A 19,220-nucleotide genomic window follows, 5' to 3' on the forward strand; every position below is an offset into this window, starting at 1 on the left:
GGTCCGGTGCCGCCCGGTCCGGTGCCGCCCGGTCCGATGCGCGTTGGTCCGATGCCCGCACCATCGCGGCCGCCGTTCGCGCGCGGACCGCGGCCACCGACTCCGCCACGGCCGACCCGCCCGGGCGGCCCGGCTCGATCAGGCCCGACCTCGCCAGCCGACGGGCCTCGAGCAGCATCACGAACGTCTCCCGCCCGAGCAGCCGGGCGAGGTCGGCCGGGCTGCGCCGGCGGTCGGCGTTCGCGACGATCTCCCACTGGGCGGCCGTCAACGACACCTGGTGGCCGCGCAGCCGGCGGGCCGGCACCACCGCCGCGGTGTCGATCGCCGGGTCGGGCCACACGTCGTCTAGCAGCCGACGGCGCCGGTCGACCTCGGCGCACACCGCCGCGAACTCCAGCTCGCAGAACGCGCCCAGCGGGTTGACCGCCTCGGGCTCGAACTGCGCGGTCACCGCCGCGTCGAAGAGGAAGAACGCGGCGTCCATCAGCGCCGACAGGGCGGACAGCGCCAGCTCGTTGCGGCTGATGTGCCCGTCGGCGATCAGGGTGTCGCCGATCCGGCCGGTGGACCGGCCCGACGCGACCGCCGCCCGCCACACGTCCGCCGGCACGCGGCCGGACGCGGTCAGCAGCTTGTCGACGCCGCTGACCAGCGCGCACTCGGCATAGCTGAGGCGCCCGTCGACGATGAAGATCGCCCCGCCGGGCGGGTCCTCCACCCGGAGGGCGCCGGTGGCGCCGATCGCACACCACGGCTCCAGTGCCCCACGCAGGGTGGACGGTACGGATGCACCCACGCTGAACCTCTCGCGGTCGGTTCGGGTTGCTTGATGTCTCACGCTGCCCGCGCGGTTCGCGGCGGCGGGCGGTCGGCCACCGGTCAGGCGGCGACCAGGTGCTGGCCGAGGTTGCGCAACGACCGCTGGGTCATCGCGAGGTTGCCGACCAGACGGTCGAGCCAGACGTAGAGCACCAGGCGCGCGTCGAACGCCGTCACCACGAAATGGATCAGGTGGTAACCGTTCGCGGACGTGATCACGATGTCCTCGACGTAGCCGGGCGTGGCCGGCGCGACGAAGGTGGGGCTGCTGACGGTGGCCCGGATGATGTCCATCGGACCGGTGTCGCCGTCGGGCTCCCAGCGCGGCTGCTGACGGTCGGCGTCTTCCCCGTCGTCCCCGCGACCGAGGGCGGCGACCGTCATACCGCTCGAGTGGTCTATCAGTGCGGCACGCAGGGTGCCGCGGATGGCCATGACCTGCCTCAGCAGGTCTTCGAAGTCGGGCACATCAGCTCCTTGAGACGGTGCGTCTCGTTAGGCGTCTCTCCGATGTCCCCGTTCGCGCGCTCCGGCCAGAGCGTGAACGAAGATGTTCTGTTCTGTTGTCTGTTGTTCTGTGTCTGTTGTTCTGTGTCTGTTGCTCGGTTGTGTGTCGCGGCAGGCATCGATGTCGTGAAACGTCGTAATACTTACCGCGGCAATTACGCTACCTTGCGCAACGGATCGGGGCAGTCGCCCCCAGGATGACGATCAGCCGGCTTCTGCCGGCCGATCGGACAGTTGCCACCCCGCGACCCGTCGCACTCATCTGCAACATGCAGATTCTGCGCGACGCCCGGTCATGACCACAAGCGAACTCGCGAATCCCTGATCAGTTGGGGGCTTCCGTCCGGTTTTCGACAAATTTGCGGTGTCGGCGCTTACGGAAAGAGGCGGATAACCTGTGAACACGCCGATGGTCGCTCACATACAGGTCCCCTGGGAACCTGGCCGCACACCACCGGTGTCCTACTGGTGGGGCGCGCAGGAACAAAGGAGATCCGTTGACGACCAAGCGTATGTACGAGGAGCTCGGCAACCCGCTTCCACCCGCCGAGTTCCGCGCGACCGCCGAAGCGATCGTCGGCAACATCGAGCAGGTCATCGAGGGCAAGACGGCCACCGTACGGCTGGCCCTGGCGGTGCTCTTAGCCGAGGGCCACCTGCTGATCGAGGACGTGCCCGGCGTCGGCAAGACCAAGCTCGCCAAGGCGCTGGCCCGGTCCATCGACTGCACGGTGCGCCGCATCCAGTTCACGCCCGACCTGCTTCCCAGCGACGTCACCGGCGTGAGCGTCTACAACCAGGAGAGCCGCGACTTCGAGTTCAAGCCGGGCGCGGTGTTCGCGAACATCGTCGTCGGCGACGAGATCAACCGCGCGTCGCCGAAGACCCAGTCGGCGCTCCTGGAATGTATGGAGGAGCGGCAGGTCACGGTCGACGGTGTCACCTACCCGCTGCAGACGCCGTTCATGGTGGTCGCCACGCAGAACCCCATCGAGATGGAGGGCACCTACCCGCTGCCCGAGGCGCAGCGCGACCGGTTCACGGCCCGCATCGCGATGGGATACCCCGACGCCGGCGCCGAGCTCGCGATGCTCGACGTGCACGGCGCCCACGACCCGCTGTACGACCTGCGCGCGGTCTCCGACGCCAACACGTTGCGCCGGATGGTCGCGACCTGCCGCGACGTGCACGTCGCCGACGCGGTCAAGCAGTACGCGGTCGACCTCGTCACGGCCACCCGCGAGTCGCCCGACCTGCGCCTCGGCGCGTCGCCGCGGGCCACGCTGCAGCTCCTGCGCACCGCCCGCGCGGTCTCCGCGCTGGAGGGCCGCGACTACGTGGTCCCCGACGACCTGCAGAACCTCGCCGTCCCGGTGCTGGCGCACCGGATCATCCCGACGGCCGAGGCCCAGCTCGCCCGCCGCACCACCGACTCGATCGTGGCGGATCTGATCGCGCGCCTCGCCCTGCCCACCGACCGGCAGCGCTCGCCCTACGACACGCGCACCCGCCAGCAACAGGCACAGGCACAGCAGAGCACGCCGAACCCGTACGACCAGCGGAGGCGATGAGCGTGCGCGAGGCGCTGCGGGGGCTCACCTCCCGGGGGCGGTGGTTCTTCGGCGGGGCGGCCGTGTTCGCCGTGTCGGCGTTGATCTTCGGAGAGAAGGACCTGCTGCGCGTCGCGATCCTGCTCGCCGCGCTGCCGCTGCTCGCGGCGGCCTACGTGGGCCGCACGCGGTACAAGCTGTCGTGCAGCCGGACGCTGCAGCCGCACCGGGTCCAGGTGGGTGGCACGTCGCGGGTGGTGCTGCGGCTGCAGAACCTGTCGCGGCTGCCCACCGGCACGATGCTGCTGGAGGACCGGCTGCCGTACGCGCTGGGCAGCCGGCCCCGGCTGGTGCTGGAGCGGCTCGGTCCGCACCAGGCCAGCTCGGTGGCGTACACCGTCCGGGCCGACGTGCGCGGGCGCTACGAGGTCGGGCCGCTGGTCGTGCGGCTCACCGACCCGTTCGGCCTGTGCGAGCTGGTGCGGGCGTTCCCGTCCATCGACCGGCTCACCGTGATTCCGCAGGTCGTGCCGCTGCCGTCGGTGCGCATGGCCGGCGAGTACGCGGGTGCCGGTGAGAGCCGGGCCCGTTCGGTGGCGGTCCACGGTGAGGACGACGCGGCGACGCGCGAGTACCGCTACGGCGACGACCTGCGCCGGGTCCACTGGCGGTCGACCGCGCGGGTCGGCGAGCTCATGGTGCGCCGCGAGGAGCAGCCGTGGGAGAGCCGGGCCACGGTCGTCCTCGACACCCGCAACCTCGCCCACCGCGGCGAGGGCCCCACGGCCAGCTTCGAGTGGGCCGTGTCGGCGGCGGCCAGCATCGCGCTGCACCTGCGTCACAACGGGTACAAGGTGCGGCTGGTCACCGACTCCGGCATCGACGTCGACGCCGCCGAGGCCGGCGGCGAGGGCATCCTGCTCGACCACCTGGCCGAGGTGAAGCTCTCGCAGAAGGGTGACATCGCCACCCTGGTCGACCGCGTCAAGCACCGCACCGACGGCGGGCTGATCATCGGCGTGTTCGGCATGATCACCACCCACGAGGCCGAGCTGCTCACCGCGCTGCGCGGCAGCGGCGCCACCTGCCTCGCGCTCCTGATCGACAGCACCACCTGGCTGAACCTGCCCACGGCCGCCCGCGAGGAGGCCGACCAGGCGCACGGCGTCGCCGCCCTCGGGCTGCTGCGCAGCGGCTGGCGCGTGGTCGGGGTGCCGCACGGCGCCAAGCTGGCCGCCCTGTGGCCGGAGGCAGCCCGCGGCTCCCGCGGATTCACCTGGCGGGCCGCGATGGCCGAGACAGTTTCTGGAGGACTGGGCACATGACCGAGCACTCGTGCGGGGCCGTGGTTCGGCCATGACCCAGCGGAGGCACATTTCCCTGGTGGCGGCCGGGGCCACCATGCTGGCGGCGCTGCCCCTGTCGTCGGTGTTCGAGAAGTGGACCTGGCTGGTCGGCGCCCTGCTCGTCGTCGGCGCGATGACTGCCGCGGCGGTGGGGCTGCGCAGCGTGCGGGCGCCGATCTGGCTGCCCACGCTCGGCATGATCGTCGTCTACATCCTGGTGCTCACCTGGCTCTTCAGCGACGGTCACGCGCTGCTCGGCATCATTCCGAGCCCCGACACGATCGCGCATTTCAACCAGCTGCTGGCCGACGCCGGTGTCACCATCCGCGACAGCGGCGTGCCCATCGACGACGAAGACGGCCTGCTCTTCCTCGCCGGTCTCGGCATCGGTGCCGTGTACCTGGCGGTCGACCTGGCCGCGGTGGTCGCGCGCCGGCCGGCGATCGCCGGCATCCCGATGGTCGCGGTCTACCTGGTGCCGGTCGGCACGCACACGTCGAGCGTCAGCTTCCTGGCGTTCATCTGCACGGCGGCGGCGTTCCTGTGGCTGCTCGCCACCGACAACGTCGACCGCGTCCGGCGGTTCGGCCGGCGGTTCACCGGCGACGGCCGCGACATCGACGTCTGGGAGCCGTCGCCGCTGGCCGCGGCGGGTCGCCGGCTGGCCGTGATCGGCGTGATCGTCGCGGTGATCCTGCCGCTCGCGATCCCGGGCATGACCACGGGCCTGCTCGACCGCTTCGGTACCGGGGTCGGCGACGGTCCCGGCATCGGCGACGGTCCGGGCCGGTCCGGCAACGTCAACATGTTCTCGTTCCTGTCCGGGTCGCTCGTCCGCGAGAACTCGTACGAGATGGCCAAGGTCACCACGAACGACCCGAACCCGTTCTACCTGCGGTTCGGCGTCGCCGAAGACCTCACCCGCGACGGGTTCGTCAACCGGTCGTGGGGCCAGCAGACCCAGCTCGGGTCGCTGCAGCCCCCGCCGCAGCTGAACACCAACGGGGTCAGCTACCGGGCGAACGCGGCGAACATCGAGATCCTGCAGTTCAACGAGCGGGTGCTCCCCATCTACGAGCAGGTGACCCGGGTCAACGGCGTCGACAACACGTGGGGCTTCGACCGGCGGTCGGGCGTGGTCTACTCGGCCCGCAACAGCGCCAAGGGCCGCAAGTACACGATCAACTACGTGCGCCCCGAGTACACGCCCGACGCGCTGCGCACCGCGCGCCCTCTCACCGACTCCGACCAGATCCGGAACCAGAACATCCGGATGCCCCAGCAGATCCCGCAGATCATGGAGCTCGCGCAGACGCTCACCGCCGGCAAGACGAACCAGTACGACCGGGTGCGGGCGATCTACGACTTCTTCGCGCCGAGCAACGGCTTCCGCTACGACCTCAACACGAAGACGGGCAACAGCGGCAGCGCGATGGTCGACTTCATCAAGGAGGGCAACCGCCAGGGGTACTGCGAGCAGTACGCCGCGGCGATGGCCTGGCTGCTGCGGGCCGCCGAGATCCCGGCGCGGGTCGCGTTCGGGTTCACGAAGGGCAACAACCGCAACGGCAATACGTACACGTTGACCAACTTCAACCTGCACGCCTGGACCGAGGTCTACTTCGACCAGTTCGGCTGGGTGCCGTTCGACGCCACCCCGGCCGGCTCCGTGTCCGGGTCGGTGCCGAGCGCGTGGGCGCCCGACCCGAACCAGCCCACCGGCTCGACCGATGAGGGCGAGTCGGGCGACCTGGTTCCCGGTCAGGCCCCGACCGGGGGTGGCTCGGTGGCGCCGACCAACCCGTTCGGCCCGAACGACCCGGGCGTCACCGGGGGCACCGCCGTCTCCGAGGAGTCGGCCACGTGGCCGTGGTACCTGCTCGGCGGGGTCGTCCTGGTGCTGCTGCTCCTGGTCACGCCGGCTCTGCGGCGGGCGGCCGTGCGCCGCCGACGCCTCTCCGGCGTGCGGTCGGGCGCGGCGACCGACCCCGCGGTCGGCGCCGCCGACCCGGCCGACATCGCCCTGGACCCGACCCCGGCGACGGTCGCCACGGCCGCGGGCCTGGGCCAGGCCAGACGCGACGCCCACGCCGCGTGGGACGAGCTCCTCGACACGATGGTCGACTACCACGTCGACATCGACCCGGCCGAGACCCCCCGCCTCACCGGCGAGCGGCTGATCAGCGAGGCCCACCTGCCCGAGGTCGCGGCCGGCGGGGTCCAGGTGCTGAGCCGGGCCGAGGAGCGGGCCAGGTACGCGCGCAGCCCCCTGACCGACGTCGACCTGGGCACCCCGCTCCGCGACGTCCGCATCGCCCTCCGCGAGGGCGTCTCCCTGCGGACCCGCCTGCTGGCCACCCTGATGCCGCCATCGGTCCTGGCCCGGTGGCGGACCCGGACCAGCACGAGGTACGCCGCGTTCGTCACGGGAGTCGGGCGGCGCCGGGACACCGTGGTGAGAACGATCAGCCCCAGAAGACTCCTGACCCGACGGGGCTGACCCGGGCACCCCGCCCTCGGAAGCTCCACCGGTGGGAGCTTATCAACATCATCCACGCTTGATGATGTTGATAAGCTCCCACCCATCAAAGTTGGGCGATGCGTGGTGTCGAGCTGAGGGCACGACAGCGGAGCCGAGCCACGCCGCCCAGGAGCGACAGCGGCCCCGCGACCAGCGGGATGGCGGCCCAGCATGGATAGCGGCGGTCCACCGAAAGTGCGATCGCCGGCGCAAAGTGGGACAAAAAGCGCCGCGCACCGAAGAAGGGTACGCGGCGCTACGCGCGACAGGGGGATCCGGCTAGATGTCGCCCTCCGGGCGACGGCGCCAGCGATCCTCCAGGCGGTCGATGAAGCCGCCCCGACGCCCACCCGAGCGGGTGCGACGCGTGGCGGTGCCGTCGACCGCGCGCAGGTTGGTGGACTGCCCACGGCGGTATGCCTGCATACCGAAGACGACGGAGCCGAGCATTACCACGAACCCGCCCACGCCGAGCAGGGGTTGGTTGCCCATGACTCCATAGACAAGAAGCGCCATTCCGCCCAGGAGGAGGACGGCTGCTACCAGAATGCGACGCCGAGCGTGAAAACGCGGATCGCTGGCGCGCACCGCCGAGGCGAACTTGGGGTCCTCGGCAAGCGACCGCTCGATCTGCTCGAACAGCCGCTGCTCATGCTCCGAGAGCGGCACGGCACTCCTCCCCGGTCATCGACGGCCGGCCCGGCTGGACCGGCGCGACCGCCGCAGCCTGATGGCTGCGTAGCTACGAGTCTACGAGGGGGTCAGCGGGTCGGAAAGCGGGACGTTGGTCCCGCCGTGCCGATTTTCCGGTGATCATACGTCGCCGGGGGGATGGCACGCCCGTCACTCACTCGTAACGCGTGCCACCAAAGCTACCTCGCGTTGTCATGATCTATGCGGGAGGGCGGCCCGGCCGCGGGTCGGTCGGGTAGCCGGAGCAGGCTGGCCGGACGTACCACCCCGGCGCCGAACCGGTCGGCGGCAGCGGCGGCGGCCCGCTCGGCCTCGCGCCATCCGGTTTCGCGTTCGCCCAGCGTGAGCTGGTGCGGAGCGTCGTCGGAGCCGGCCAGGCCGTCGACCCGGACCCCCACCAGGCGGATGCGGTCGCCGGGGCGCAGGGCCTCGAACAGGGCCCAGGCCGTCTGGAAGATCTCGCGTGCCACGTCGGTGGCGGCGCCCAGGGTCCGGGACCGGTTGACGGTGCGGAAATCGGACAGCCGGACCTTCAGGGTGACGGTGCGCCCGGCCTGACCCGCGCGGCGGAGCCTGCCGGCGGTCTTCTCGCTGAGCGCGAGCAGCGCCTCGCGGATGATCCGCGGGTCGGCGACGTCGACGTCGAACGTGGTTTCGGCGCCGATCGACTTCTCCGGCTGGTGCGGCACCACCGCCCGCGGGTCGCGGCCGGCGGCGAGCTCGCTCAGGTGGACGGCCACCGCCTCGCCGAGCGCGCGGCGCAGCAGCCCCAGCGGCGCGTCGGCCACGTCGCCGACGGTGCGCAGGCCCAGCTTGTGCAGCGCCTCGGCCGACTTCTCCCCCACGCCCCACAGCGCCTCGACGGGCAGCGGGTGCAGGTACTCCAGCACCCGGTCGGCCGGGACGACCTCCAGCCCGTCGGGCTTGGCCCGGGTCGACCCGAGCTTCGCGATGAACTTGGTGGGCGCCACCCCCACCGAGCAGGTGAGCCGCTGCTCCTCGAGGACCCGCCGGCGGATGCCCGTGGCGATCTCGGCGGGACGGCCGAGCAGCCGCACCGCGCCCGCCACGTCGAGGAACGCCTCGTCCATCGACAGCGGCTCGACCAGGGGGGTGACGTCGCGGAAGATGCCCATGACCGCCCGCGACGCGGCGGCGTACTCGGTGAAGTCGGGCGGCAGGAAGACGGCGTGCGGGCACAGCCGGCGGGCCCGCGCACCGGGCATGGCGCTGCGGACCCCGTACTTGCGCGCCTCGTAGCTCGCCGACGACACCACCCCGCGGGGGCCGGCGCCGCCCACGACCACCGGCTTGCCGCGCAGCTCGGGCCGGCGGCGGACCTCGACGGCCGCGTAGAAGGCGTCCATGTCGACGTGCAGGATCGTGCACCCCGTGTCGTCGGCGTCGGGCCCGAAGCCCCCGCCGCGCGGCACCACCGAAGAACGACCCACGAAGCGAGAGGCTAGCCGCCCCGTACGACAAGAAGCGGGATCTCCATCTCCGCGGCGGTGTACGAGCCGTGAAAAGCGACCATCCGCGCGATCGGCGCCGGCTCGAGCCCGGTGGCGAGCACCACGTGGTCGTCCCGGCAGATCGCCACCACGTCGCCGATGCGGGCCAGCGCGTCGAAGGACACCCGGCCGTACCACCCGGCGCCGACCGCCTCCTCGCGGCTGCCGACCCAGGCCGCGGGACCGAGCACCGTGCGCCACGCGGCCAGCACATCGGGCGCGGCACCCCGGACGGTGTGCAGGTACCGGACGCGCGGCTCGCCGGCCACCACCGCCACCCCGGCCCGCAGCCGCGGGTCGTTCGCCATGTCGATGCGCCGGTCGGCGGGGATGTTCAGCTGGCCGTGGTCGGCGGTCACCAGCAGCGCCGCGTCGGACGGCAGGCCCTCGGCGATCATCCGCACCATCCGGTCGACGCCGGCGACGGCTTCCCGCCACTGCGGCGAGTCGATGCCGTAGTCGTGCCCGGTGCGGTCGACGTCGCCGTGGTAGGCGTAGACCAGAGAGCGCGGCGCGGAGTACAAAGCGCTCAGAACGGCGGAAGCGACCTCGTCGGGGCCGGTCGCGCCGCGGAAGGCGGCGCCGCGGTAGGCCGCCACCGACAGTCCGCTGCCCTCGAACTCCGGACGGCTCACGACCGTCGCCTCGACCCCGGCCGACGCCGCCCGCACGAACACCGGGTCGACCGGCTGCCACTCGACCGGGTCGGGGTCGGCGTCCCAGCGGATGTGGCTGAGCACCCGGTCGGTGCCCGGAATGTTCAGGAAGAACCCGACCACTCCGTGCGCGCCGGGCGGCACCCCGGTTCCGAGGGTCACCAGGCTGGTCGGGGTCGTCGAGGGGAACCCGGCGGTCAGCGGTCGCCCGTCGAGCGACTTCAAGGTCGGCGCGAAAGGGAAGGCGACGGGTAACTGATGCCAGCCCAGTCCGTCCACGAGAAGAACGGCGACCCGACGCGGCTCCGCCAGCGCCGCGCGCAGCCCGAGCGGGTCGGGCTGGTCGGGCAGAAGTGGCCCGCCGACGGCCGCGAGCGCCGACGGCAGGATCTCCGCGAGCGACCCGGTCCCGTAAGCGGGGCGGACGACGGTCACGGCTGCCGGGCCAGCAGGTGCAGCTGGGTGGCCACGTCGCGGTAGGGCGGCAGCGTGGCTGCCAGGGTCTCGATCGCGCGCACCTGTTCATGCTCGCTGTCGAGGGCGACGCCCGGTACCAGATCGGCGATCACGCGTACGCCGTGGATCTGCTCCACGGCCAGGCCCGCCGACGCGAGCAGCGCCGACGCCGACGCCGCGTCGAAGCGCCGGCGCAGCCGGTCGGTGTCGCCCGTGCTGCCCGACGGGCTGGTGAGCAGCGCGTGCGCCGCGTCCAGGTGGCCGTTGATGGCGCGGGCGAGCACCGCCGCCGCCCGGTTCGCGACCACCACGCTGGCCGCGCCGCCGGGCCGCAGCGCCGCGGCGATCGCCTTCACCGCCGTGGCCGGGTCGTCGACGACCTCCAGCACGCTGTGGCAGAGCACCAGGTCGGCGGTGCCGGGCTCCACGACGTCACCGAGCGTGTCGACGTCGCCCTGCACGGCGGAGATGCCACCGCTGTGCACGGTGCCGGTGTCTTCGGCTACCCGCCGTGTGAGCGCGGCCAGCGCGTCGGGGCTCGCATCGACCACGGTGACGCGGTGGCCGGCCCTGGCCAGCGGTACCGCGAACCCGCCGGTGCCGCCACCGACGTCGACGATGGCGAGCGGGCGGTCGGCCCGGTCGAGCTCCTGCCGCAGCACCGCCCATACCACGCTGTTGGTTCGGTCCACGTCCGCAGCCTAGTGGTCTTCGGCGGTCGGCCACCCGAGCGGGCCATGGCCCGCCCCGATCTGCCAGGCCGCGCCGCGCTCGATCGCCGCCTGCACGTAACGCTTCGCCTCGTCCAGGGCATCCTGGACCGGGACGCGCCGCGCGAGCAGCGCCGCCGTCGTCGCCGCGAACGTGCACCCCGTGCCGTGGTTGTTGCGGGTGGCTACCCAGGGTGACCGGAGGAACCGCACGGTGCCGTCGTGCCATACGGCGTCGACCGCCTCGCCGCCGGGCCGGCCGCCGCCCTTGACCACCACGCAGCGGGCGCCGGTACGCCCCAGGTCGGTGGCGGCGGCGGCCAGGTCGTCGTCGGTGCGGATCTCCCGGCCGGTGAGGATCGTCGCCTCGCGGATGTTCGGGGTGATCACCGCCGCGTGCGGGAAGAGCCCCTCGACGTAGGCACGGTCCACAGTGGACGGAAACAGCTTCGCGCCGTCGGAGCTCACCAGCACGGGGTCGACGACCAGGTTCGGCAGGCGCGCCACGTTCGCCGCGACGGTACGCACCGTCTCCTCGCTCGCCAGCATGCCGGTCTTGACCGCCGCGACCGGCAGGTCGGCCAGCACCGCGTCCAGTTGGCTCTGGACGAACGCGGCCGGGACCTTCTCGATGGCCCGGATCTCGGCGGAGTTCTGCGCGGTGAGCACGGTGACCACGCTGGTGCCGAACACGCCGTTGAGCGCGAACGCCTTGAGGTCGGCCTGCAGGCCGGCGCCGCCGCCGGAGTCGGAGCCGGCGATCGTGAGGACGGTGACCGGCTGCGTCATCGGAAGTCTCGTGAGGATGATCTCGTGGGCATCGCCAATGCTCGCACGTGGTCGGCCCGCAGGTTGAGAACCCCCTCGGAACTCTCCAGGATCCCGCGGATCACCAACGCGTTCGACAGGCGCACCACCTTGCGGAAGCGCAGCCACAGGCCCGGCGTGCAGGTGACGTTGAGCATGCCGGTCTCGTCTTCGAGGTTGATGAACGTGACCCCGCCCGCGGTGGCCGGCCGCTGCCGGTGGGTGACGATGCCGCCGACGTGCACCCGCCGGCCGTGCCCGATGCTCTCGAGGTCGCGGATCGACAGGACCCCGCCGGCGGTGAGGTGCTCCCGCACGAACTCCACCGGGTGCGCGTCGGGGGCGAGGCCGGTGGCCCACACGTCGGCCATCAGGTTCTCGACCGGGTCCATCCCGGGCAGCGTCGGCGCGTCGAGACCGGTGGTGGTGCCGGGCAGGCGTCCACTCTTCTCCTGTGCGGCCGCGCCGGCCGCCCACAGCGCCTCCCGGCGGCTCAGGCCGAAGCAGGCGAACGCGTCGGCGGTCGCCAGCGCCTCGAGGTGGGCGGTGGTGAGGTCGGCCCGGCGGGACAGGTCGGCCATGTCGCCGTAGGGGCCGTTCGCCTCGATCCGCTCGGCGATCTCCGTGCTGATCGTGCGCACGCTCTTCAGGCCCAGCCGGACGACCGGCCCGCCGACGCCCCAGTACTGCGGCGGCTCGCCGGGGCCGTTGCGGGCTCCCCCCTCGTGAACCGGCGGTTCGAGCGTCGCGAAGGCCTTGCTCGCGTTGATGTCGGGCCTTCTGATGGTGACGCCGTGCCGGCGGGCGTCGTCGGCCAGCGACTGCGTCGAGTAGAAGCCCATCGGCTGCGCGTTGATCAGCGCGGCGCAGAACGCGGCCGGGTGGTACCGCTTCAGCCAGGCGCTGGCGAACACGAGGTAGGCGAAGCTCATCGAGTGGCTCTCCGGGAAGCCGTAGTTCGCGAACGCGGCGAGCTTGGTGTAGAGATCGTCGGCGAGGTCGCCGGTGATGCCGTTGGCCGCCATGCCCGTGTAGAGGCGCTCGCGCACCCGGGCCATCTTCTCCGACGACCGCTTCGACCCCATGGCCCGGCGCAGTTCGTCGCTCTCGGCGGGGCTGAACCCGGCGACGTCGATGGCCATCTGCATCAGCTGCTCCTGGAAGAGCGGAACACCCAGGGTCCGCTTGAGCGTCTCCTCCAGCTTCGGATGCGGGTAGGTGACCTCCTCCAGGCCGTTCTTGCGCCGGATGAACGGGTGCACCGACCCGCCCTGGATCGGTCCCGGCCGGATGAGCGCGACCTCGATCACGAGGTCGTAGAACTTGTCGGGCTTCAGCCGGGGCAGGGTGGCCATCTGTGCCCGGCTCTCGACCTGGAACACGCCCACGGAGTCGGCCCGGCGCAGCATGGCGTAGACCTCGTCGTCGTGCAGGGGCATGTCGTCCAGGTGCAGCGTCGAGTCGATCATGTCGAAGGCGTAGTGCAGCGCGCTGAGCATGCCGAGGCCGAGCAGGTCGAACTTGACCAGGCCCACGCTGGCGCAGTCGTCCTTGTCCCACTGGAGCACGCTGCGGTTCTCCATCCGGGCCCACTCCACCGGGCACACCTCGATCACCGGACGGTCGCAGATCACCATGCCGCCGGAGTGGATGCCGAGGTGCCGCGGGAACGTCTGCACCTCGTTGGCGAACTCGACGACGTGCTCCGGAATGTCCTCGGCGTCGGCCTTGGCGCCCCACCGGTCGATCTGCTTGCTCCACGCGTCCTGCTGGCCGGGCGGGTACCCGAACGCCTTGGCGATGTCGCGCACCGCCGACCGCGGCCGGTACGAGATCACGTTCGCCACCTGTGCGGTGTACCGCCGGCCGTACTTGTCGAAGACGTGCTGGATGGCCTCCTCGCGCCGGTCGCTCTCGATGTCGACGTCGATGTCGGGCGGGCCGTCGCGCTCGGGTGACAGGAACCGCTCGAACAGCAGCTCGTGCTTCACCGAGTCGACGTTGGTGATGCCCAGCGCGTAGCAGACCGCCGAGTTCGCCGCCGAGCCCCGGCCCTGGCAGTAGATGTCGTTGTCCTTGCAGAACTTCACGATGTCGTAGACCACCAGGAAGTAGCCCGGGAAGTTCATCGACTCGATCAGCGTGAGCTCGTGCTCGATCTGCTTCAGCGCCCGCGGGTCGTTGCCGTATCTCCTTTCCGCGCCCTCGTAGGTGAGCTTGCGCAGCCAGCTCATCTCCGTGTGGCCTTCGGCCCTGTCCTTGTAGGGCGGCAGGCTGGGCGCCAGCAGGTCCAGGTTGAAGGCCAGCTCTCCGCCGAGGGCGTGCGCGGTGTGGACCGCGTCGGGGAACACGGCGAACCGTTCGGCCATCTCGGCGCCGCTGCGCAGGTGCGCGCCGGCGGCCGCGGGCAGCCAGCCGTCGATCTCGTCGAGGCTGCGGCGGGCGCGCACCGCGGCCAGCGCCGTCGCGAGCTTGCGCCGCGCCGGTGTCGCGTAATGGACGTTGTTCGTGGCGACCACGCGCAGCCCGTGCTCCTTCGCCAGGATGGCCAGCGCGTCGTTGCGCTCGTCGTCGTCGGGCAGGCCGTGGTCGGTCAGTTCGACGGTGACCGCGTCAGCGCCGAACAGGTACGTGAGCCGGTCGAGCTCTTTCTGCGCGGCCCGGTAGCCACTCGCGACGAGCGCCGACGGCACCATGCCCTTGCGGCAGCCGGTGAGCACCTGGACGTGGCCGCGGAGGTCGGCGCCGAGCCGGTCGAGGTCGTAGACGGGCCGGCCCTTCTCGCCGCCGGCGAAGTGGGCTTCGGAGATCGCGGTGCTCAACTTCGCGTACCCGTCGGCGCCGCGGGCGAGCACGAGGAGGTGCCGGCCGACCGGGTCGGGTTCGCCGTTCTGCGGGCCGGGCAGGTCGAGCGACAGCTCGGCGCCGAACACGGTGGGCAGGTTCAGCTGCCGGGCGGCCTGGCTGAACCGCACCACCCCGTAGAACCCGTCGTGGTCGGTGACGGCCAGCGCGGTGAGCCCGAGCCGGGCCGCCTCCTCGGCCAGCTCCTCGGGGTGGCTGGCGCCGTCGAGGAAGCTGAAGTTGGTGTGGCAGTGGAGTTCCGCGTAGGGAACGATCTTGTCGGGACGCTCGATGGGTGGCGCCTCGTACGCGGGCCGCTTGTGGCTCCAGGCGGGGGCGTCACCGCCGTCGGCGTCGGCCACGATCGGGTCGGCGACCAGGGGCGCGTCGGGTATGCCGGTGCCCCAGCCGTCGGTTCCCTTGCCGGGCTTGCCCGGCACCTTGCCCGACAGGCGGCGCTCCAGCTCGTGCCACGGGATGTCCGGGTTACTGAAGCCCATGGCGGCTCCTAGTCATACAGCGCCTCCACGTGCCAGCGGCCCTTCGCCAACGCGACCAGCACCGCCCGGCCGTCGGCCAGTACGAGCTGGAACCGGGCCGCCCGGTACGCCTCGGCCGGCGCCCACCACCGCTCGTCGACCGGCCACGGACCGGCCCAGTCGACGATCTCCTCGTCGGCGCCGTCGACGGTGAGGTGTGCCGGCGGCGCCGACAGCTTCAGCCGTCCGCTGACCGTGACCGGCGCACCGGCGGCGTCGTGCACCTCGGCGGGCAGCGGGTCGGGGTAGACGGTGGCGGGTGCGGGTGCCGGGAGCCGGCCCGGCCATGGCGGCTCGACCGGCCGTTCGGGGGTCCGCTCGTCGCCCCACGGCACCAGGCGCACCGCCTCGGCCGGTGACCGCCCGCCGCTCGGCACCGCCATCAGGACGGCGGCGGGGCCGAGGAGGCCCTGCACGCGGGTCATGGCGCGGTGGGCGCGGTCGCGTTCGGCGCCGGCGTCGCCCCAGAGGCCCAGTTGCAGGCCGCCGTCGGCGATCACGCCGTCGGGGATCAGCCGCAGGTGGACGATGCCTGCGGTGGGGCCTGCGGTGGGGCCTGCGGTGGGTCTGGCGCGACGCCCGCTCCCGGTGAGCCAGCCGTCGAGCTGCCAGCGCACCCGGTCGGCGATCGCGGCGGCGGAGAGCAGCCCGTCGTGCCGCCAGGTGCGGTGCAGTTCCTCGCCGGCTTCGGTGCGTGCCTCGATGCCCAGCCGGGTGCAGGCCAGTCCGTGCCCGGCCAGCCCGGCGTGCAGCCGTTCGGCGAGGGCCCGCGCGGCGAACGCGGCCGCGTCGACGCGTTCGACCGGTTCGTCGAAGTTCTCGGACACCGCCAGCTCGGGCGGCGGCTGCCGCGGCGCGAGCGGCAGGTCGTCGTCGCCGGCGGCGCGGCGGTGGGCGAGCGCCGCGTCGAACCCGAACCGGGCGAGCACGTCGGCGGCGGGCAGGGCGGCGAACTCGCCCAGGGTCCGGACGCCCAGCCGCCGCAGCAGGTCGACCAGCGCCGGCCGGGCGATGGCGGCCACGTTCAGGTCGGCGAGGAAGGCCGCTGTCTCCCCCGGTTCGACGATGCGCCCGGCACGGGCCGCGAGCACCGCTGCGAACGTCCCGTCGGCGATGCCCACCTGTGCCTCGACGCCGCACTCCTGCGCGATGTGCTCGACCAGCCGCTCGGCCGCGACCTCCGCGCCGCCGTAGTAACGCACCGGCCCCCGGGCGGCGAGCAGCAGCACCCCCGGCCGCACCACCTCGACCCCGGGTGCCAGCTCGGACACCGCGGCGACGACCGGTTCGAACGCCCGGGCGTCGCGGTTCGGGTCGTGCTCGACGACCACGAGGTCGGGGCAGCGTCCCTGCGCCTCCCGCTTCCGCAGTCCCCGGAACACCCCTTCCTCCCGGGCCGCCGGCGACACCGACAGCACCCTGTTGGCGTGCATCACGGCGACCAGCCCGGTGGCGGCCACCCCGTCCACGATCTCGGCGGCGATCACCGGCCAGTCGGGGCACCAGACGGCGAGCGTCCGGATCGTGTTCACCCGGCCTCCTCGCGCGCCCGCAGCGGATGGACCGTCGCCAGTTCGCTCTCGACGGAGCACAGCTCTCCCCCGGGCGCGGGGAGCACTCCGCTGGGCTGCGGCAGCCACAGGTGGGTGACCCGGGGAGCGCTGGCCGCACCCCGCCCCCGCGCCACGACGGTGAGCTGCCGTCCCCGGAGCCGTCCGCGGCCGGACTCGATGCCGTGCCACGCCGGGTCCACGGCGTCGAGGGTCAGGTCGACGGCGGGCCAGGGCCCGTAGGGCATCAGGACCGCCCCGCGCTGGCGTGCCCGGGCCGCGAGCCGGCTGGCGATGGCCGGCGCCATCGTCCCTGGCACACTGGCGACGACGATGTCGAAGCCGTCGAGCAGTGCGGCCACCACCGTGGGCCAGTCGGGGCCGGGGTTGGGGACCAGCGCCAGCCGGTCAAGGGCCACCCCGAGCTCGGCGGCGGCCCCGGCGCCGAGGGTGGGCACACCGACCACGGCACACCACGAGCCGGCCTTCGACGCCTCGGCCAGCAGGGAGAGCAGCAACGACGTGGCGGCCGGACGCACCACGGAGTCCCCGCCGGACCGCCCCGCGAGGCGACCGGCGGAACGACCGGCAGAGCGGTCGGCGAGAAGCCCGGCGGGGCGCCCAGCGGGAAGCCCGGCGGGAAGACCGGCGAGGCTGTGTGCGGGGGAGCCGGCGGAATGCCCGGTAAGGCGGCCGGCGGAGTGCTCGGCGGAACGGCCGGCGGAGTGCTCGGCGAGGCGGCCGGCGGAGGTTCCGCCCAGGGAACCGGCGGAGGTTCCGCCGAAGTGGCCGGCGGAGTGCTCGGTGGGGCGGCCGGTGGAAGGGCCGCCGGGGCGGCTTGGGGGTGGGCCGCCGGTGGCGACCGCGATCACGCTGCCTCGCCGTAGGCCGCCGCCGGGGAACAGGGGACCCAGCTCGGCGCGGACCGGCAGCAGCCGTTGGCTGCCCTGCTCGCCGGGGGCGTGCTCGCTCCCGGGGCGGACCAGGTCTTCCAGGCCCGCCTCGCGAACAAGCTGCAGTGCCGCAATACCCCCGGACATGTGGTGCCCTGTTCGACGTGCCGTCAGATGTGCCCTCGGGGGCGGGTCAGCTCGCCAGGCCCTCCAGCATGGGCTGGTAGGCGAAGCCGAGGCCGACCTCGACGACGGCGATGAACTGCTCGGCGGAGCGCATCAGGTCGTCGGCCTCGCGGGCGGTGACCACGCGGGGGATGCCCGCCTCGGCGGCGGCCCGCTTGGTGGCACCGGCGGCGAAGAAGGCCGCCCAGTCACGCAGCTCGGGGGCCACCATCACGACCAGGGTCCACACGCTGGTGGGTCGGCTGCGGCGCACGCCGGGCGACGGGATGGCCCGGGCGGCGAGCACGGCGGCGGCGGCGCGCAGCGCGGCCAGGTGGGCGGTGGCGTACCGCAGCCCGTCGGGCCGCATGGTGGCGGCCTCCTCGAGCCCGCGCCGGGCCATGGTGAGCAGCTCGCGCGGGGTGCGTTGCGGCAGGGCGTGAGCGGGCACCGGCAGCTCCTGACGGACCGGGGTGACAGGTGGGGCAGCGGGAATGGCGCCCGGTGGCTGGGAGCCGGCGGTGGGTGGGCCACCGGCCGGGAACGGGCTGGCCGCCGACCCTGTGGGTGACCCTGCAGGTGAACCCGTGGGCCGGCTCTTGGCCGGGCTCCTATCCGGTCCGCTTTTATCTGGGCCGCTTTTATCTGGGCCGCTTTTATCTGGGCCGGCCTTGGACCGACCGTCGGGCACGGCTGACAACGGAGCGGACGATCGCCTGGTCGCCATGGTGTGCGCCTCCCTCACCCCCCGCTGATCTTGCTAATGGTCTTGCTAATGGCCTTGCTGATGGTCTTGCACATGGTCTTTTGCGTGAGACGGTGCCGGCCGGGAGTAGCGCTTCCCCACACCACGCCCGGCCGGCCAGGTCCTCACCCACCGCCCGGGGGTCGGGGGAGGTGGGTGAGGACCCCACCATCTCGGCCGGACCCGCGAAAATCCGGCCTTGCGGCTGCGAACCTTTGCGGCAGCGAACCGCAGGCTCGGGAGACCAGCGCCGCGAATCGCCGCCTCCCGAGGCTGTTCGAACAATCGTTCGAACACGGATAACAGTACACCCCGGGTACGACAAAAACGCAACGCGACGCTCGAACGCGCGTACGAATTTCTGGACCTACCAAATGTCAACAGAACGTTGACATAATGCCGGGCATGTCCGCGCTGATCGACGCCCTCCGGAACACCCCCACCACCCGCACCTCGGCGATCGACGCCCTCGCCGAGGTGCCCCTCCTCCGCACCGCACTCGACGACTTCGAGCGCTCCGCGATCGACACCGCCCGCGCCGGCGGCGCCAGCTGGGCCGAGATAGCGGCCGCCCTGGGCCTGGCCACCCGCCAGGCCGCCGAGCAGCGCCGGGCCAGGCTCGGCGGCACCAGACGTCAACGAAACGTTGACAAACTCACGAAAGCCCTGACCACTCTCGCCACCCTCCTCGACGCCACCCCCGACACCGACAGGACGGGCCCGGTCACGCTGGCCCGCCAGACCATCGACCTGGCCCTCGACGCGCCGCCCGGCCAGCGGATAGACCTGGCCAGACTGGCCGCCCACGACCTCGGAGACCACGCGCGGACCCACCCGAAGGTCGCGGCCGCCCTCCGCCGGGTCACCGCCCTCCTCAGCCCGGAGGGCATTGACAGCCCCTGACT

14 protein-coding genes and 1 pseudogene are annotated in these 19,220 nt (G+C 72.6%); 4 read left to right on the forward strand and 11 right to left on the reverse strand.

Features of this window, described 5'->3' with window-relative positions; genetic code table 11:
- Together Voc01_RS17900 and Voc01_RS17905 are read right to left on the reverse strand one after the other, a co-directional pair.
- Positions 1-799, reverse strand: a pseudogene (locus Voc01_RS17900) (ADAM 12 protein); the annotation flags it as partial.
- 83 nt (positions 800-882) lie between these two features.
- Positions 883-1,290: a hypothetical protein gene (locus tag Voc01_RS17905; protein WP_203928591.1), complete on the reverse strand. Its 408-nt coding sequence runs from the start codon at positions 1,288-1,290 to the stop codon at positions 883-885.
- A gap of 551 nt (positions 1,291-1,841) precedes the next feature.
- On the opposite strand from Voc01_RS17905, the gene Voc01_RS17910 reads away from it, so the two are divergent.
- Genes Voc01_RS17910 through Voc01_RS17920 form a run of 3 tightly spaced genes read left to right on the forward strand, consistent with a single transcriptional unit; the run spans position 1,842 to position 6,725 of the window.
- The gene (locus tag Voc01_RS17910) at positions 1,842-2,900 is read left to right on the forward strand and encodes an AAA family ATPase (RefSeq protein ID WP_203928610.1); all 1,059 of its coding nucleotides are present in this window, start codon (positions 1,842-1,844) and stop codon (positions 2,898-2,900) included.
- 2 nt (positions 2,901-2,902) lie between these two features.
- A complete protein-coding gene (locus Voc01_RS17915) occupies positions 2,903-4,204 on the forward strand; it encodes a DUF58 domain-containing protein (protein WP_203928611.1) in 1,302 nt (433 codons plus the stop codon).
- A gap of 31 nt (positions 4,205-4,235) precedes the next feature.
- The gene (locus Voc01_RS17920; protein ID WP_203928592.1) at positions 4,236-6,725 is read left to right on the forward strand and encodes a transglutaminase TgpA family protein; all 2,490 of its coding nucleotides are present in this window, start codon (positions 4,236-4,238) and stop codon (positions 6,723-6,725) included.
- 300 nt (positions 6,726-7,025) lie between these two features.
- Here the strand turns inward: Voc01_RS17920 and Voc01_RS17925 are convergent, their stop codons facing one another.
- The 9 genes from Voc01_RS17925 to Voc01_RS17965 all read right to left on the reverse strand — a co-directional run bounded on the left by Voc01_RS17925 (position 7,026) and on the right by Voc01_RS17965 (position 18,066).
- Positions 7,026-7,415 (reverse strand): SCO2097 family morphological protein, encoded by a 390-nt coding sequence (locus Voc01_RS17925; protein ID WP_203928593.1) that lies wholly within the window; start codon positions 7,413-7,415, stop codon positions 7,026-7,028.
- 203 nt (positions 7,416-7,618) lie between these two features.
- Entirely contained in the window at positions 7,619-8,890 is a 1,272-nt protein-coding gene (locus Voc01_RS17930; protein ID WP_203928594.1) for a DNA polymerase IV, read from the reverse strand.
- Between the two features lie 11 nt (positions 8,891-8,901).
- Positions 8,902-10,041 (reverse strand): alkaline phosphatase family protein, encoded by a 1,140-nt coding sequence (locus Voc01_RS17935; protein ID WP_203928595.1) that lies wholly within the window; start codon positions 10,039-10,041, stop codon positions 8,902-8,904.
- Positions 10,038-10,754 (reverse strand): class I SAM-dependent methyltransferase, encoded by a 717-nt coding sequence (locus Voc01_RS17940; RefSeq protein ID WP_203928596.1) that lies wholly within the window; start codon positions 10,752-10,754, stop codon positions 10,038-10,040. Before Voc01_RS17940 ends, Voc01_RS17935 begins: the two co-directional genes overlap by 4 nt.
- 9 nt (positions 10,755-10,763) lie before the next feature.
- On the reverse strand, positions 10,764-11,561 hold the full coding sequence (gene thiD / locus Voc01_RS17945; RefSeq protein WP_203928597.1) for a bifunctional hydroxymethylpyrimidine kinase/phosphomethylpyrimidine kinase: 798 nt from the start codon (positions 11,559-11,561) through the stop codon (positions 10,764-10,766).
- Positions 11,558-14,923, reverse strand: coding sequence for an error-prone DNA polymerase (locus tag Voc01_RS17950; protein WP_203928598.1), 3,366 nt, complete (start codon positions 14,921-14,923; stop codon positions 11,558-11,560). The genes thiD and Voc01_RS17950 overlap by 4 nt, the downstream gene beginning before the upstream one ends.
- Before the next feature lie 8 nt (positions 14,924-14,931).
- A complete protein-coding gene (locus tag Voc01_RS17955) occupies positions 14,932-16,494 on the reverse strand; it encodes a DNA polymerase Y family protein (protein ID WP_203928599.1) in 1,563 nt (520 codons plus the stop codon).
- Positions 16,491-17,552 carry a DnaE2-dependent mutagenesis accessory factor ImuA' gene (gene imuA', locus Voc01_RS54655; protein ID WP_373873829.1) on the reverse strand — a complete coding sequence of 354 codons (1,062 nt, stop codon included), beginning with the start codon at positions 17,550-17,552 and terminating at the stop codon, positions 16,491-16,493. The genes Voc01_RS17955 and imuA' overlap by 4 nt, the downstream gene beginning before the upstream one ends.
- Positions 17,553-17,598: 46 nt before the next feature.
- Positions 17,599-18,066 (reverse strand): SAV_6107 family HEPN domain-containing protein, encoded by a 468-nt coding sequence (locus Voc01_RS17965; RefSeq protein WP_239160282.1) that lies wholly within the window; start codon positions 18,064-18,066, stop codon positions 17,599-17,601.
- Positions 18,067-18,720: 654 nt separating this feature from the next.
- On the opposite strand from Voc01_RS17965, the gene Voc01_RS17970 reads away from it, so the two are divergent.
- Entirely contained in the window at positions 18,721-19,218 is a 498-nt protein-coding gene (locus Voc01_RS17970; protein ID WP_203928600.1) for a hypothetical protein, read from the forward strand.
- The last annotated feature ends 2 nt before the right edge of the window (positions 19,219-19,220 follow it).

Source organism: Virgisporangium ochraceum (assembly GCF_016863655.1).
GTDB classification, from domain to species: Bacteria; Actinomycetota; Actinomycetes; order Mycobacteriales; family Micromonosporaceae; genus Virgisporangium; species Virgisporangium ochraceum.